General features: G+C 63.6%; 13 protein-coding genes and 1 tRNA gene. 5 read left to right on the top strand and 9 right to left on the bottom strand.

The features are described 5' to 3' along the window. Nucleotides 1–73 precede the first annotated feature (73 nt). The 4 genes from AC3WR3_RS14455 to cyoE all read left to right on the top strand — a co-directional run bounded on the left by AC3WR3_RS14455 (nt 74) and on the right by cyoE (nt 3,210). Complete coding sequence (locus tag AC3WR3_RS14455; protein WP_404837217.1) at nt 74–736, top strand: SURF1 family protein; 663 nt, start codon at nt 74–76, stop codon at nt 734–736. Continuing rightward, a complete protein-coding gene (locus AC3WR3_RS14450; protein ID WP_171273174.1) occupies nt 733–1,221 on the top strand; it encodes a redox-active disulfide-containing membrane protein in 489 nt (162 codons plus the stop codon). The genes AC3WR3_RS14455 and AC3WR3_RS14450 overlap by 4 nt, the downstream gene beginning before the upstream one ends. Nucleotides 1,222–1,291: 70 nt before the next feature. Next, nucleotides 1,292–2,308, top strand: a complete 1,017-nt coding sequence (locus AC3WR3_RS14445; protein ID WP_492292176.1) for a COX15/CtaA family protein — start codon at nt 1,292–1,294, stop codon at nt 2,306–2,308. After that, a complete protein-coding gene (cyoE, locus tag AC3WR3_RS14440; RefSeq protein WP_492292175.1) occupies nt 2,305–3,210 on the top strand; it encodes a heme o synthase in 906 nt (301 codons plus the stop codon). The genes AC3WR3_RS14445 and cyoE overlap by 4 nt, the downstream gene beginning before the upstream one ends. Before the next feature lie 75 nt (nt 3,211–3,285). On the opposite strand, the gene AC3WR3_RS14435 is transcribed toward cyoE, so the two are convergent. The 7 genes from AC3WR3_RS14435 to nhaC all read right to left on the bottom strand — a co-directional run bounded on the left by AC3WR3_RS14435 (nt 3,286) and on the right by nhaC (nt 11,586). Next, nucleotides 3,286–4,716 carry a gamma-aminobutyraldehyde dehydrogenase gene (locus AC3WR3_RS14435; RefSeq protein ID WP_492292174.1) on the bottom strand — a complete coding sequence of 477 codons (1,431 nt, stop codon included), beginning with the start codon at nt 4,714–4,716 and terminating at the stop codon, nt 3,286–3,288. 29 nt (nt 4,717–4,745) lie between these two features. Beyond that, nucleotides 4,746–5,573 (bottom strand): ABC transporter permease, encoded by an 828-nt coding sequence (locus tag AC3WR3_RS14430; RefSeq protein ID WP_162519092.1) that lies wholly within the window; start codon nt 5,571–5,573, stop codon nt 4,746–4,748. Further along, a complete protein-coding gene (locus tag AC3WR3_RS14425) occupies nt 5,563–6,531 on the bottom strand; it encodes an ABC transporter permease (protein ID WP_139433913.1) in 969 nt (322 codons plus the stop codon). The genes AC3WR3_RS14430 and AC3WR3_RS14425 overlap by 11 nt, the downstream gene beginning before the upstream one ends. Further along, nucleotides 6,528–7,541, bottom strand: coding sequence for an ABC transporter ATP-binding protein (locus AC3WR3_RS14420; protein WP_342059645.1), 1,014 nt, complete (start codon nt 7,539–7,541; stop codon nt 6,528–6,530). Before AC3WR3_RS14420 ends, AC3WR3_RS14425 begins: the two co-directional genes overlap by 4 nt. Before the next feature lie 263 nt (nt 7,542–7,804). Then, nucleotides 7,805–8,950 (bottom strand): ABC transporter substrate-binding protein, encoded by a 1,146-nt coding sequence (locus AC3WR3_RS14415; RefSeq protein ID WP_342059644.1) that lies wholly within the window; start codon nt 8,948–8,950, stop codon nt 7,805–7,807. A 197-nt stretch (nt 8,951–9,147) separates the two neighbouring features. Continuing rightward, nucleotides 9,148–10,071 carry a LysR family transcriptional regulator gene (locus AC3WR3_RS14410; RefSeq protein ID WP_025328378.1) on the bottom strand — a complete coding sequence of 308 codons (924 nt, stop codon included), beginning with the start codon at nt 10,069–10,071 and terminating at the stop codon, nt 9,148–9,150. Nucleotides 10,072–10,176: 105 nt separating this feature from the next. After that, the gene (gene nhaC / locus AC3WR3_RS14405) at nt 10,177–11,586 is read right to left on the bottom strand and encodes a Na+/H+ antiporter NhaC (protein WP_139433917.1); all 1,410 of its coding nucleotides are present in this window, start codon (nt 11,584–11,586) and stop codon (nt 10,177–10,179) included. 304 nt (nt 11,587–11,890) lie between these two features. Here nhaC and AC3WR3_RS14400 point away from each other — a divergent pair, with 304 nt between their 5' ends. After that, nucleotides 11,891–12,100, top strand: a complete 210-nt coding sequence (locus AC3WR3_RS14400; RefSeq protein WP_041206801.1) for a hypothetical protein — start codon at nt 11,891–11,893, stop codon at nt 12,098–12,100. Nucleotides 12,101–12,107: 7 nt separating this feature from the next. Here AC3WR3_RS14400 and AC3WR3_RS14395 read toward each other — a convergent pair whose 3' ends face one another. Continuing rightward, nucleotides 12,108–12,374 carry a late competence development ComFB family protein gene (locus tag AC3WR3_RS14395; RefSeq protein WP_492292173.1) on the bottom strand — a complete coding sequence of 89 codons (267 nt, stop codon included), beginning with the start codon at nt 12,372–12,374 and terminating at the stop codon, nt 12,108–12,110. 103 nt (nt 12,375–12,477) lie between these two features. Next, nucleotides 12,478–12,563: transfer RNA gene (locus tag AC3WR3_RS14390), tRNA-Leu, on the bottom strand. Nucleotides 12,564–12,710: the final 147 nt, after the last annotated feature.

Below are 12,710 nucleotides of genomic sequence, written 5' to 3'. Positions count from 1 at the left end.
CCTCCGTTATATGCGTGACATGGCTACATGGGATAAGCGGCGACCATGGCATCACAGGCGCTGGATCGTACTGATGTTCACTCTGGTTGTGACGGCGGGTTTGTGCAAGCTGTCGCTCTGGCAGTGGCAGCGGGGGATGGAGAAAGAGGCCTGGCTGGGGCGGATGGCGGTGGCGCAGCAGGTGGCGCCAATGACGCTTGCCCGGCTCGACTGGCGCAACCTTGAGTCACTGGACGGCCTGTCACTGGGAGGGGAGGTCGAATGGGTGTCCCCTCATGTCTGGTTGCTGGACAACCAGGCGGTGGCGGGCGAGATCGGTTATGACGTCATCATACCGGTACGCGCCGGTGATGCCCGTCCCCTGTTGCTGGTCAATCTGGGCTGGGTGCCTGCACCCGCCAGCCGGCAGCAGTTGCCAAGGCCCGTCATCCCGGCAACTCTGGAGCTCGACGGTCTGCTGCGCACGGCCCCCGGTGGCGTCTTGCTGGGTCAGAACATAGAGTCCGGCCCCTATCCTAACCGGCTGCAGTCCATCAGGGTGGATGCCCTGAGCGAGATCCTCGGCTCGCCCCTCGCTGACGCCGTGTTTTATCAAAAGCAGACTCCCTTCCTCCACCACTACCAGCCGAATGTCATGCCGCCCGAGAAGCACAGGGCGTATGCAGTGCAATGGCTTGGGTTGGCGCTGGTGATGCTGGTGGGGGGCCTGGTGCTGACAAGGAGGTTGTCCCCATGAACTCATGGTCAAGATGGAAGGTACCCGTCCTCTTTGGGCTGGTGATATTGCTGCCTGTGGTACTGGCTGCGCTGACTCTGAGGCAGGGCTGGTATGAACCCGGTACTCGCAACAAGGGGGCCTGGTTGGATCAGGAGGTCTATCTGTTGCAGCCGCTCCCGCCCCATCAGAACCAATGGCGACTGGTCTATCTGGCCGCCCGGCGTTGTGAGGCGCAATGCCAGCAGGTGCCCGAGTTGATGTCGCGGATCCAAAGCGCCCTTGGCCGCAATCTGGACAAGCTGGATCTGGTGCAACTGACCGATGCGCCGCCGCGCGGGGCGAACGGAGCCGTGCGGGCGGGCGATATGATGCTGGTGGACTCACAAGGGCTGGCCATCCTGCGCTACGAGGTGCCGGCCAGCACGACGGCGTGGCCGCTGCTTGGCAAGGCCGTACTGTCGGATCTGCAGCAACTGCTCAAGTATCAGCGAGGTGTGCAATGAACGCGCACCTGAGGCCTGTGTCGTGTGTCCTGTTGCAATCATCCGGGTACAAGCGTCAGCGGGGGGGCGTATGAATATACAGAAGAGGCTGGCATCGATCGCCATCGCGCTGGCGGTGCTGGTCATCGTGCTCGGTGCCTATACCCGGCTGACGGATGCCGGGCTGGCCTGCCCCGATTGGCCCGGTTGTTACGGCTCCATGGCCGTCCCCCAACCCGTGCATATGGAGCGGGCGGCCCAGCTCTACCCGGATACGCCGCTGGAGCCTCACAAGGCGCGCAGCGAGATGGTTCATCGCTACTTCGCCGGTGTGCTGGGTGGCGTGATTGCGTTGCTGTTCGTGCTGAGCTGGCGCGCTGGCGGTCGTCTGCGTCACCTCTCGGGGGCCTTGCTGGTGCTGGTGGTTGGGCAGGCGGCGCTGGGCATGTGGACGGTAACGCTGGCGCTGCACCCTCTGGTGGTGACCACCCATCTGCTGGGTGGGTTCGCCATCCTGACCCTGCTCTGGCTCTATCGGGCCGAGCTTGTGCGCTCCCCCGCGAACGCGCCCGTCTGCCGCGGTCAGGGCTTGCCCTGGCTGGGCAATGCGGCCTGCGGCGTGCTGCTGCTTCAGATAGCGCTGGGGGGCTGGACGTCGGCGAACTATGCGGCCATGGCCTGCGTCGAGCTGCCTCTCTGCCAGGGGAGCTGGCAGGCGCAGTTGAACTGGGAGGAGGCCTTTCATCTGCCGCTCGGCCACGCCAGCTATGAGTTCGGGGTGCTGAGCAAGGAGGCGCGCCAGACCATCCATATCGCCCATCGTCTGGGAGCCCTTGCCACCGCCCTGCTGGTGGGGGGCTTTGCCCTCGCCCTGATCCGTCAGGGGGCCCCGTTGCGCTTCCTGGGGGGGCTCTTGCTGGCACTGCTGCTCGTGCAAATTGCCTTGGGACTGGCGAATGTCCACCTGGCTCTGCCGTTGGCCAACGCCCTCGCGCACAACCTGGTGGCGGCGCACCTGCTGGTGTGTTGTGTGCTGGCCCGTGGGCGGATCTCCCGCCCCCGGCTTTCCCCTTCGCTGTCGCCTGAGGCGATCAGGAGTCAGACATGAACAGCAAGTCATTGGCCCGCTTCATCGACACCCGGCTGCTGCGGGACTACTACCAGCTGACCAAGCCCAAGGTGGTGGCCTTGCTGCTGCTGACCGCCTGGGTCGGCATGCTGCTGGCCGAGCCGACCCAAGGCTCCCTGGACGAGATGGTGCTGGGGCTGGCGGGGATAGGGCTGCTGGCTGCCGGGGCCGCGGCCATGAATCACTCTCTGGATCACGGCATCGATGCCCAGATGCGCAGAACGCGCTGGCGACCGGTCGCCATGGGGCGGATCGGGCCTAAGTCTGCGATGGCGTTTGCGCTCTGGCTGGCGTTGACGGGCTTTGTCCTGCTCTATCGGGGCGTGAATCCCCTGACCGCCTGGCTGACTTTGGCCAGCCTGTTTGGCTATGCGGTCGTCTATACCCTGCTGCTGAAACGGGCCACGCCACAGAACATCGTCATCGGTGGGCTGGCGGGCGCCATGCCGCCGCTGCTGGGCTGGACCAGCATCACGGGACAGCTCTCGGCCGAGCCCTGGTTGCTGGTGATGATCGTCTTCACCTGGACGCCGCCCCACTTCTGGTCCCTGGCCATCCACAGACGGGATGACTATGCCGGCGCGAACATTCCCATGCTGCCCGTCACACACGGCATAGCGTTCACCAAGACGGCCATCCTGCTCTATCTGCTGATCCTGACCCTGGTCTGCCTGCTGCCCTACCTGATCGGCATGTCCGGGCTGCTCTATCTTATCGGCAGCCTGGCGCTGAACCTCGGGTTCTGCTGGCATGGCTGGTTGCTGAAGTATTCGGAGCGCCCCGGTCAGGCGATGCGCACCTTCCGCTTCTCCATCTATCACCTGATGTTGCTGTTTGGTCTGCTTGTTCTGGACCACCACTGGCTGTGGCGGCTGTCATAGGGGGAGGTATCTGGCAGGGGGTTATGGTTGTTATTTGCGCATTCAGGCTGGCCCCGGGGCCAGCCTGAATCATGTTCAGAGCTTGACCATGATGTGGCGCGGCACAGTGTAATCCTCCAGCGCGTAGAGGGAGAGATCCTTGCCGTAGCCGGACATCTTCATGCCGCCGTGGGGCATCTCCGAGGTGAGCATGAAGTGGGTGTTGATCCAGGTGCAGCCATATTGCAGGTGGCTGGCCACCTTGCTGGCGAGGCTCAGATCCCGGGTCCAGACCGAGCTGGCGAGGCCGTAGTCCGAGTCGTTGGCCCACTGCACCACCTGTTCGGCGTCGCCAAAGCGGGTCACCGACACCACGGGGCCGAACACCTCCCGGCGCACGATCTCATCCTCCTGGCGGGCATGGGCTATCAGGGTCGGCTCGAAGAAGAAGCCGTTGCCGGCGCGGATCTTGCCGCCTGTGGTCACCTCCACGTGGCCGCTGCTCTGGGCACGCTCCACGAAGCTGGCGACCCGGTTGCGCTGGCGGTCCGAGATGAGCGGTCCCATCTCCACCCCCTCCTCGCGCTGGCTCCCCACCTTGATGGAGGCCACCGCCTCCGTCATGGCGGCGACGAACTTGTCGTAGATCTTGCCCTGGGCATAGATGCGGCAGGCGGCGGTGCAGTCCTGTCCGGCGTTGTAGAAGCCGAAGGTGCGAATGCTCGCCACCACGGCCTCCAGATCCGCATCGTCGAAGATGATCACCGGCGCCTTGCCCCCCAGCTCAAGGTGGGTGCGCTTCATGGTGCGGGCGGCGCTCTGCAGTATTTTCTGGCCGGTGGCGATGTCACCGGTGAGCGACACCATGCGCACCAGCGGATGCTCCACCAACGGCGCCCCCACGCTCTCGCCCCGGCCGCAGACGATGTTGATGACGCCGCGCGGGAAGAGTTCGCTGGCGAGCTCGGCCAGGCGCAGGGCGGTGAGCGGGGTCTGCTCGGAGGGTTTGAGCACCACAGTATTGCCGGCAGCGAGCACCGGAGCCATCTTCCAGGCCGCCATCATCAGGGGGTAGTTCCAGGGGGCGATGCTGCCCACCACCCCGATGGGGTCGCGGCGGATCATGCTGGTGTGCCCCTCGATGTACTCCCCCGCCAGCGGCCCCTGCAGACAGCGGGCTGCCCCGGCGAAGAAGCGGAAGCAGTCCACCACGGCGGGCAGCTCGTCATTGAGCACCGCCAGATAGGGCTTGCCGCAGTTGAGGGATTCGAGCGCCGCAAACTCCTCGGCGTGGCGTTCTATGGCATCGGCCAGGCGCAGCAGCAGGGTACTGCGGCTTGCCGGGGTGGTGCGGCTCCACTGGGCGAAGGCGCGCTGGGCGCCGTTCACCGCCCTGTTCACCTGCTCGAACGACGCTTCGGGGACAGAGGCGAGCAGCTCCCCGGTGGCCGGGTTGAGAATAGGTTCGGCCTGGCCGTCACCGGTCACGAACTGGCCGTCGATCAAGAGTTGGGTAGAGAATTTCATGGTTGCATCCTTGCGCAGGCGTTGAGTCGTTATTTGCCACTGCCGGCGACGTCCTGGCCGTCGCGGGTGAGGTAGTAGGCAAGCAGAATGGGAATGGTGGTCACGGCCACTATGATGAGGGCCACCACGTTGGTGACGGGTCTGTCACGGGGGCGGATCAGCTCCTGATACATCCAGATGGGCAGAGTGGTCTGCTGGCCCGCGGTGAAGGTGGTGACGATCACCTCGTCAAAGCTGAGGGCAAAGGCCAGCATGCCCCCCGCCAGCAGCGCCGTGGCGAGGTTGGGCAGGATCACGTAGCGCAGGGTCTGGAAGCCGTCGGCCCCGAGATCCATCGATGCCTCTATGAGGGACTGGTGGGTGCGGCGAAAGCGCGCCAGGGCATTGTTGTAGACCACCACCACGCAGAAGGTGGCGTGGCCTATGACGATGGTCCAGAAGCTGAACGGGATCTCCATCAGGCCGTAGGCGGAGCGCAGCGCTATGCCGGTGACTATGCCGGGCAGGGCGATGGGCAGCACCAGCAAGAGCGACACCACCTCCTGGCCGAAGAAACGGCTGCGGGCGATGGCCCCTGCCGCCAGGGTGCCGAGCACCATGGCTGCCAGGGTCGCCAGCCCCGCCACCTCCAGCGACAGCTGGATGGCGCGCCACACGTCGGGGCGGTTCAGGGTCACCTCGAACCACTTGAGGGTGAGCCCGGGGGGCGGGAACTGGTAGCTCTTGCTCTCGCTGGTGAAGGCGTAGAGGAAGATGAACAGGATCGGGAAGTGCAGAAACAGCAGCCCGCCGATGGCGGCGTATTTGAGCAGGCCGGAAGGTTGCTGACTTTGACGCATGGATTGATTAGAGCGCATCGAAGGCCCCCAGGCGTTTTGCGATCGCCAGATAGACGGCGATGATAAGGATGGGCACCAGGGAGAAGGCGGCGGCGAAGGGCAGGTTGCCCGCCGTGCCCTGCTGCATGTAGACCACCTGACCTATGTACATGGTCGAGTTGCCTATGATGCCGGGGATGATGTAGTCCCCGAGCGTCAGGGAGAAGGTGAAGATGGAGCCCGCCACCACGCCGGGCAGCGCCAGCGGCAGGATCAGGGTGCGGAAGGTCTGGGCCGGGGTCGCCCCCAGATCGCTGCTCGCCTCCAAGAGGGATCGCGGGATCCGCTCCACCGCCGCCTGGATGGGCAGGATCATGAAGGGCAGCCAGACGTAGACGAAGACGATGAAGGTGCCGAGCCGCGAAAACGACAGCGAAGGGCCGCCGATCACCGGCAGGGAGAGGATGCCGTCCAGCAGCCACTCCAGCCCCAGGCTGTCCGCCAGCCAGCTCACCACCCCCTCCTTGGCCAGGATCAGCTTCCAGGCATAGACTCGCACCAGATAGCTGGACCAGAGCGGCAGCATGATGCCCACATAGAACAGCGCCCGGGTCTTGCCGCTGGTGTAGCGCGCCATGTAGTAGGCGATGGGGAAGCCGAGCAGGGCGCAGGCCAGGGTCACCAGCAGCGACATGCCGACGGTACGGCCGATGACGTCCAGGTTTTCCGGCCGCAGCAGGGCGATGAAATTTTGCAGCCCCAGCTCGTGGCGCACCTGACCGCTGAACTCGTCCAGCCCGAAGAAGGCGTTGGAGAGCAGCATCAGCAGGGAGCCCACATAGATGATGCCGAGCCACAGCAGGGGCGGTCCCAGCAGTATCCCCAGCAGCAGGCCGGGACGGCCGTAGAGCAGGGTGGAGAGGCGCCGCAGCGGCCGCAAGCGTGCAGGTTCGATGGCGTGGCTCATGGCTAGACTCGCACTGTGGGGGAGGCTCATGGCTGAGCCCCCGATCCTGAGGCGCTCAGGCGGTGGATGGCCTGCTCAGGCCAGCTGAGGCTGACCCGGGTACCACGGGCCAGGCGGGCCTGCCCCTCGTTGGGATGGTTGACGATAAGCTCGAGCTGCTCACCGAGGTCGACCCGGTAGCGCACGAAGGGGCCGAGGTACTCCACCTCGCGGATCTCGCCGGACCAGCCCGGCATGCTGGCCTCGGTGAGCCGGATCCGCTCCGGGCGCACCATCATCTGCCGTGCATCGCCGCACAGGCGTTTGGCCTGCTCACCCTCGAACAGGTTGACTGTGCCGACGAAGCGGGCCACAAACGGCGTCGCCGGGGCATCGTAGATGGTATCCGGCGCGGCTATCTGCTCGATCTTGCCCTGACTGAAGATGCAGATGCGGTCGCTCATGGAGAGCGCCTCCTGCTGATCGTGGGTGACGAAGATGAAGGTGATACCGAGCTGGCGCTGCAGCGCCTTGAGTTCGAGCTGCATCTGCTCGCGCAGCTTGAGGTCCAGCGCACCCAGGGGTTCGTCCAGCAGCAGGATGCGCGGTTGGTTGATGAGGGCCCGGGCGATGGCGATGCGCTGGCGCTGGCCGCCGGAGAGCTGCCCTGGCTTGCGGTTGCCGACACCGGGCAGGCGCACCAGATCCAGCATCTCGTCCACCTTGCGGTGACGCTCCGCCCTGGGCACTCCCCTGATCATCAGGCCGTAGCCGATGTTGTCCCGCACATCCATGTTGGGAAACAGGGCGTAGTCCTGAAACACGGTATTGAGGTTGCGATCATAGGGCGGCACCCGGGAGCAGGGCTCGCCGAACAGGCGGATCTCCCCCTCGCTCGGGTACTCGAAGCCGGCGATCATCCGCAGGCAGGTGGTTTTGCCGGAACCGCTCGGCCCCAGCAGGGTGAAAAATTCTCCGGACGGGATCTGGAAGGAGATGTCGTCGACCGCCTTCACCTCGCCATAGTGGCGGCTGACCCGGTCAAATTGTACGGCTGTCATGGCACGTCCTTGTCACTAGAGGTGCGGGCCGGACTCCTGTCCGGCCCAATATCGGCCTTGATTCAGCAGCCTCAGCGGCCACCCAGGATGGCGATATGGTCCGAGACCCAGCGGTAGTGCAGAGGACACGCGGGTCCTCCGCTGGCTGCCGTGCTGAACCACCCGCCTCAGCGGCCACCCAGGATGGCGATATAATCGGAAACCCAGCGGTAGTGCAGAGGACACGCGGGTCCTCCGCTGGCTGCCGTGCTGAACTACCCGCCTCAGCGGCCACCCAGGATGGCGATATAGTCGGAAACCCAGCGATAGTAGGGCACGCAAGTCCCCTGGCTCTTGCACTGGGAGACGGGGGTGCGCCAGAAGTGCACCTTGTCGAAGTTGTCTATGCCGTTGGTCTTGCAGCCTTCTTTGCCCAGCAGGGCATTGCCCTCGCAGGCGGCAGGCACCACGGGCACGGAGCCGAACCAGGAGGCGAGATCCCCCTGCAGCTTGTTGTTGAGGGAGTGCTCCAGCCACTTATAGGCACAGGTGAGGTTCTTCGCCTCGCTGTGCACCATGCTGGTGTCGGCCCAGCCGGTGACGCCCTCCCTGGGCACAGTGGTGGCGATGGGCTGCTTGTCGGCGATCAGGGCATTGGCCTGGAACGGCCAGGAGCCGGAGGCCACCACCCCCTCGTTCTTGAAGTCATCTATCTGGACGAAGGCATCGTGCCAGTAGCGCCCCACCAGTTGGCGCTGCTTGCGCAGCAGATCGAGAGAGGCCTTGTACTGCTCCTCGTTCAGCTCGTAAGGATCCTTGATGCCGAGCGCCGGCTGGTGGGTCATCAGATAGAGGGCGGCATCGGCGATGTGGATGGGGCCGTCGAACGCCTGCACCCGCCCCTTGTTGGACTTGCCGTCCGGCAGGGTCTGCTCCTCGAACACCACGCCCCAGGAGTCGGGCGCCTTGGGGAATACCTTGGTGTTGTACATCAGGATGTTGCCGCCCCACTGGTAGGGGACGCCGTAGTGCTTGCCCTCCACAGTGTGCCAGGGGGCATTCTGCAGGCGGGGGTCTATCTTGCTGTAGCTCGGGACAAGCGCCAGATTGAGCGGTTGCACCTTGCCCCCCGCGATGAGGCGCAGGCTGGCGTCGCCGGAGGCAGTCACCAGATCGAAGCCCCCCTCGTTCATCAGGGCCACCATCTCGTCCGAGGTGGCGGCCGTCTTGACGCTGACCTTGCAGCCGGTCTCCTTCTCGAAGCCGGTCACCCAGTCGTAGTTCTTGTCGGTTTCACCACGCTCCACGTAGCCGGCCCAGGCCACGATATTGAGCTGGCCTTCACCCTTGCCGAGCTCGGTCGGGGCGGCCTGGGTCTGGCCTGCCAGCAGGGCGGGGATCAGGGCCAGGGTGAGGGGGGTCAGTTTCATCTTGCTCTCCTTGCATGATCTGGAGCCATGCGATGCCGCAATGGCGCTTAACATCCTGTTAACCAGTCATGAGCGTAGGAGAAGGCAGTGGTAATGAGAATTTCAATTTTTAACGCCAGAGGTATCTGCCAAATCTATATCGAGTGCAGATGAATCTTATTTTGATGGCGGCGCAACGATCACCCTGAGGGCGCTGGCTAGCGGGAGGCCGGCTGGCGGGCCCGCAGTCGGCTCTGATCCCGCGCTATGTCGATGAACTCGCGGGCGGTCCAGTCTAGCCGCGAGCCGCGACGCCACACCAGGCCGATGTCGATGGCAGGGATGGGTTCCTTGATGGGGCGGGCCTCCACCCGCTCCTGCTCCAGCGACCAAGGGCGATAGGCAAAATCCGGCAGCAGGGCGACCCCGAGCTGGCTCGCCACCAGGCTGCGCACCGCCTCCACCGAGGCGGTGCGCAGCACAGTGCGGGGGGAGATGCCGTAGCGGCGCAGGCCGGCCCCGATGATCTGATCCAGCTGATCGGCAGTGAGGGAGATCATGGGCTCGTCACCCAATGCCTTGAGGGAGAGGGTCGATTCCGCGCAGAGGGGGTGGTTGGCGGCGAGCCAGAGCCGCAGGGGGGAGCGGGTCAGCAGCTCGGTATCGAACGCCTCCTGGCGTATGGTGCGGTTGGTCATCAGTATCCCCACATCCACCTCGCCGTTGACGATCTGATGCTCCAGAAACGGCTGCTCGTCCTCCTTCACCTCGATGCGCACCGCCGGAAAGGCGCGGCGAAAGCGGCCTATCGCCTCCGACAGGTAGTAGCCGGCCACCAACGTCGTCACCCCTATGGTGAGCTGCCCCTGATCCTGCTGGGCCACCGCCTTGAGGGACTGGCCGGCTTCGGTCATGGCGCCGAGAATGCGCCTGGCATGGAGCAGGAACTGGTGGCCCTGGGCCGTCAGGGTGACGCCACGCGGGTTGCGCTCGAACAGGGCGGCACCGAGCTCGGTCTCCAGCTCGCGGATGGCGCTGGTGACTGCCGACTGGGAGATGTGCAGTTCGGCGGCGGCGCGGCTCACGGAGAAGCTGTCGGCCACGGCCACGAAGTAACGGATCTGGCGAAAGGTAAAATTCATCTGGGCATCCTGCCACGGGCGACGAGGTTGGCTGCCAGCTTAACCCCGAACTTCCCCCAAGCAAAAGGCGCCGTGATGGCGCCTTTATCATTATTTTTCCTGCTGTTAGCGGGAGCTGGCCGCCTCTATCACCGGCACCCGGTTCACCGCCTTGCCCAGATAGGCGAGGGTGATGGTCACTATGATGCAGGTGAAGCTGAGCCACATGTAAGGCAGGTAGTCGAGGGTGGCCACCCCAAGTACCCCGGCCATGAAGATGCCGTTGTCGCTCCAGGGCACCATGCCGCAGGTGAGGGTGCCGCCGAACTCGGCGTTGCGGGAGAGGTTCTTGCGCGCCAGTCCCAGCCGATCGTAGTTCTTGGCCATGATCTTGGGGGTCAGGATCAGGGACACATACATGGCGGAGCCGAACACGTTGGCCAGGAAGGCGGTGCCTATGGTGTGGCTGGTCAGGCTGCCGACGCTGTTGATGCGCTTCTCGAAGGCGCTGGCGATCACCGCCAGTATGCCAACCTTTTCCAGCAGGCCGCCAAACCCCAGGCCGAAGATGATGACGGCCACCGAGCCCAGCATGGACTCCATGCCGCCGCGACCCAGGATGTTGTCGATGAAGTCGACGCCTGAGGTGATGGCGAACGGGCTGTAGGCGGAGTGCATCGCCTTGACCGGGTCCATGTCCTGGAAGGCGATGGCCCAGACAAGGCCGAGCAGGGCGCCGAAGCTGATCACCGGGAAGGCGGGTTTGCGGTTCGCCAGCAGGCCCAGCACCAGGATCACCGGCACTATGGCCAGCGGCGTGATGTTGAACTGCTTGTCGAGGGCCTCCATCACCAGATTGACTTGCTCCAGGCTGACGTTGCCGGAGTATTGCATGCCGACCACGGTGAACAGGGCCGCCGTGATGACGTAGGAGAAGAGGCTGATGGGCAGCATCCCCTTGATGTGCTCCACCACGTCGACGTTGGACATGGTCGACGCCAGCACCACTGAGTCGGAGAGGGGGGAGAGCTTGTCACCGAAGTAGACGCCGGAGAGCACGGCACCGGCCACCAGGGGGGCAGGCACTCCCAGGCTGTGGCCTATGCCCATCATGGCGATCCCCGCCGTGGCGGCAGAGCCCCAGGAGGTGCCGGTAGCCAGCGAGGTGAGGGAGCAGATGATCAGGGTCGCCAGCAGGAAGATGGAGGGGTGTATCACCTTGAGGCCGAAGTAGATGATGCTGGGGACTATGCCGCCGGCGATCCAGGTGCCCACCAGGGCACCGACGGAGACCAGTATCAATATGGCCCCCATCCCCTTGGCGACGCCGTCGACGGCCGCCTGCTCCAGGGACTTGTAATCATGGCCTAGCCGGATGCCGAGCCCCATGATGACGAACCAGGCGATGAACAGTGCCAGCTGGATCGGCAGATCGAGCACGCTGGTGAACGAAAAGGCCAGGGCCAGGAAAATGGCCAGGCAGGCAAAGACCTGCGCCATGCCAGGCAATCGGATGTGGTTTTGTTGGTTTTGCATAGATACTTCCTAAACTCTTGCTCGCCAAGGTCGGTCCCTCTCGTCCTGTGGATACACGTATCCCGAGGGGCCGGCCCAAAAAGAGGCCGCAATCTACCACAAACCCGGGGCGCAAAATCCCAACTTATTTAGCAAAAATGCATTAATGTTTGATAAATCTACTCATTAGTTGATCTCATCGGCGCTTTTTTTGAATATCAGGCCGAGGCAGGGCAAATAGCCAAAACCCATAGAGAAGTCCGATTGCACTCTCCATAATCACAAACGATAATCGTTATCGTTTGATTCTGTGGGTAGCATCATCATGATATGGATAGTGCGGTGTCTCTTGCTGGCAGCCTTGCTGGCGGTGTTGGGCTGGGGTCAGGACAAGGCATACGGCCTGTGGAGTCTGGGCTTCTTGCTGGCCGCCTGGGTCATGCTGGAACCCAGGCTGAGGCCGGCGCTGATCCTGCTGCCGGTCGCGGGCATGACGGGGGTCGTCACCCTGCTCTGGCAGCAAAGCTGGCTATAGGAGCCGTTCAGCGGGAAGGGATGGCCTGGATCTTGTCGTAGGCCAGGCGCAGTGAGGTCATGACCTTCTGCTCCATCTCGGTGCGTTCGACATCCGTGGTGAAGTAGATCATGTCGACGTTGTGGCGTATGTAGTGAGAGGGGAGCTGGTTCAGGGTCAGGCAGCAGAGATCGGCCAGCTGGTAAGGGGTCAGTGTCTGGTTAAGCCCTTGTTTTTCTATCTCTTTGAGCACCAGATGCTCATAGAAGTTGTGAATGTCGGTATCCAGGATCATGGGAAAACCCCTGTGGTGGCGTGGCATCCTCAACAGCATAGCCATGGCAGGGGCAAAAACAAAAGGCCCGTCACTTTCGTGATGGGCCTTTTTGCATGATGAATGGTGCGAAGAGAGGGACTCGAACCCTCACATCTGTGGGACACTAACACCTGAAGCTAGCGCGTCTACCAATTCCGCCACCTTCGCACACTGATTTTCTCCAGCTGGTTTTTAAATGCGGTTGGAGCGCATTGCTCTGTGTTTACATGTCAGAATCATGGTGCGAAGAGAGGGACTCGAACCCTCACACCCGGGGGGCACTAACACCTGAAGCTAGCGCGTCTACCAATTCCG

It is taken from the genome of Aeromonas sp. EU05-FHT14A05 (assembly GCF_058791175.1).
Note: the sequence above shows the minus strand (reverse complement) of the source record. Positions and strands in the feature narration are given on the sequence as shown.

Excerpts from the sequence above, each read along its gene's own strand:
- AC3WR3_RS14410 (WP_025328378.1), bottom strand. The coding sequence starts at position 10,071 with ATGAATTTTACCTTTCGCCAGATCCGTTACTTCGTGGCCGTGGCCGAC.
- AC3WR3_RS14425 (WP_139433913.1), bottom strand. The coding sequence starts at position 6,531 with ATGAGCCTCCCCCACAGTGCGAGTCTAGCCATGAGCCACGCCATCGAA.
- AC3WR3_RS14450 (WP_171273174.1), top strand. The coding sequence starts at position 733 with ATGAACTCATGGTCAAGATGGAAGGTACCCGTCCTCTTTGGGCTGGTG.
- AC3WR3_RS14400 (WP_041206801.1), top strand. The coding sequence starts at position 11,891 with ATGATATGGATAGTGCGGTGTCTCTTGCTGGCAGCCTTGCTGGCGGTG.
- cyoE (WP_492292175.1), top strand. The coding sequence starts at position 2,305 with ATGAACAGCAAGTCATTGGCCCGCTTCATCGACACCCGGCTGCTGCGG.
- AC3WR3_RS14435 (WP_492292174.1), bottom strand. The coding sequence starts at position 4,716 with ATGAAATTCTCTACCCAACTCTTGATCGACGGCCAGTTCGTGACCGGT.
- nhaC (WP_139433917.1), bottom strand. The coding sequence starts at position 11,586 with ATGCAAAACCAACAAAACCACATCCGATTGCCTGGCATGGCGCAGGTC.
- AC3WR3_RS14420 (WP_342059645.1), bottom strand. The coding sequence starts at position 7,541 with ATGACAGCCGTACAATTTGACCGGGTCAGCCGCCACTATGGCGAGGTG.
- AC3WR3_RS14445 (WP_492292176.1), top strand. The coding sequence starts at position 1,292 with ATGAATATACAGAAGAGGCTGGCATCGATCGCCATCGCGCTGGCGGTG.
- AC3WR3_RS14455 (WP_404837217.1), top strand. The coding sequence starts at position 74 with ATGTTCACTCTGGTTGTGACGGCGGGTTTGTGCAAGCTGTCGCTCTGG.
- AC3WR3_RS14395 (WP_492292173.1), bottom strand. The coding sequence starts at position 12,374 with ATGATCCTGGATACCGACATTCACAACTTCTATGAGCATCTGGTGCTC.
- AC3WR3_RS14430 (WP_162519092.1), bottom strand. The coding sequence starts at position 5,573 with ATGCGCTCTAATCAATCCATGCGTCAAAGTCAGCAACCTTCCGGCCTG.
- AC3WR3_RS14415 (WP_342059644.1), bottom strand. The coding sequence starts at position 8,950 with ATGAAACTGACCCCCCTCACCCTGGCCCTGATCCCCGCCCTGCTGGCA.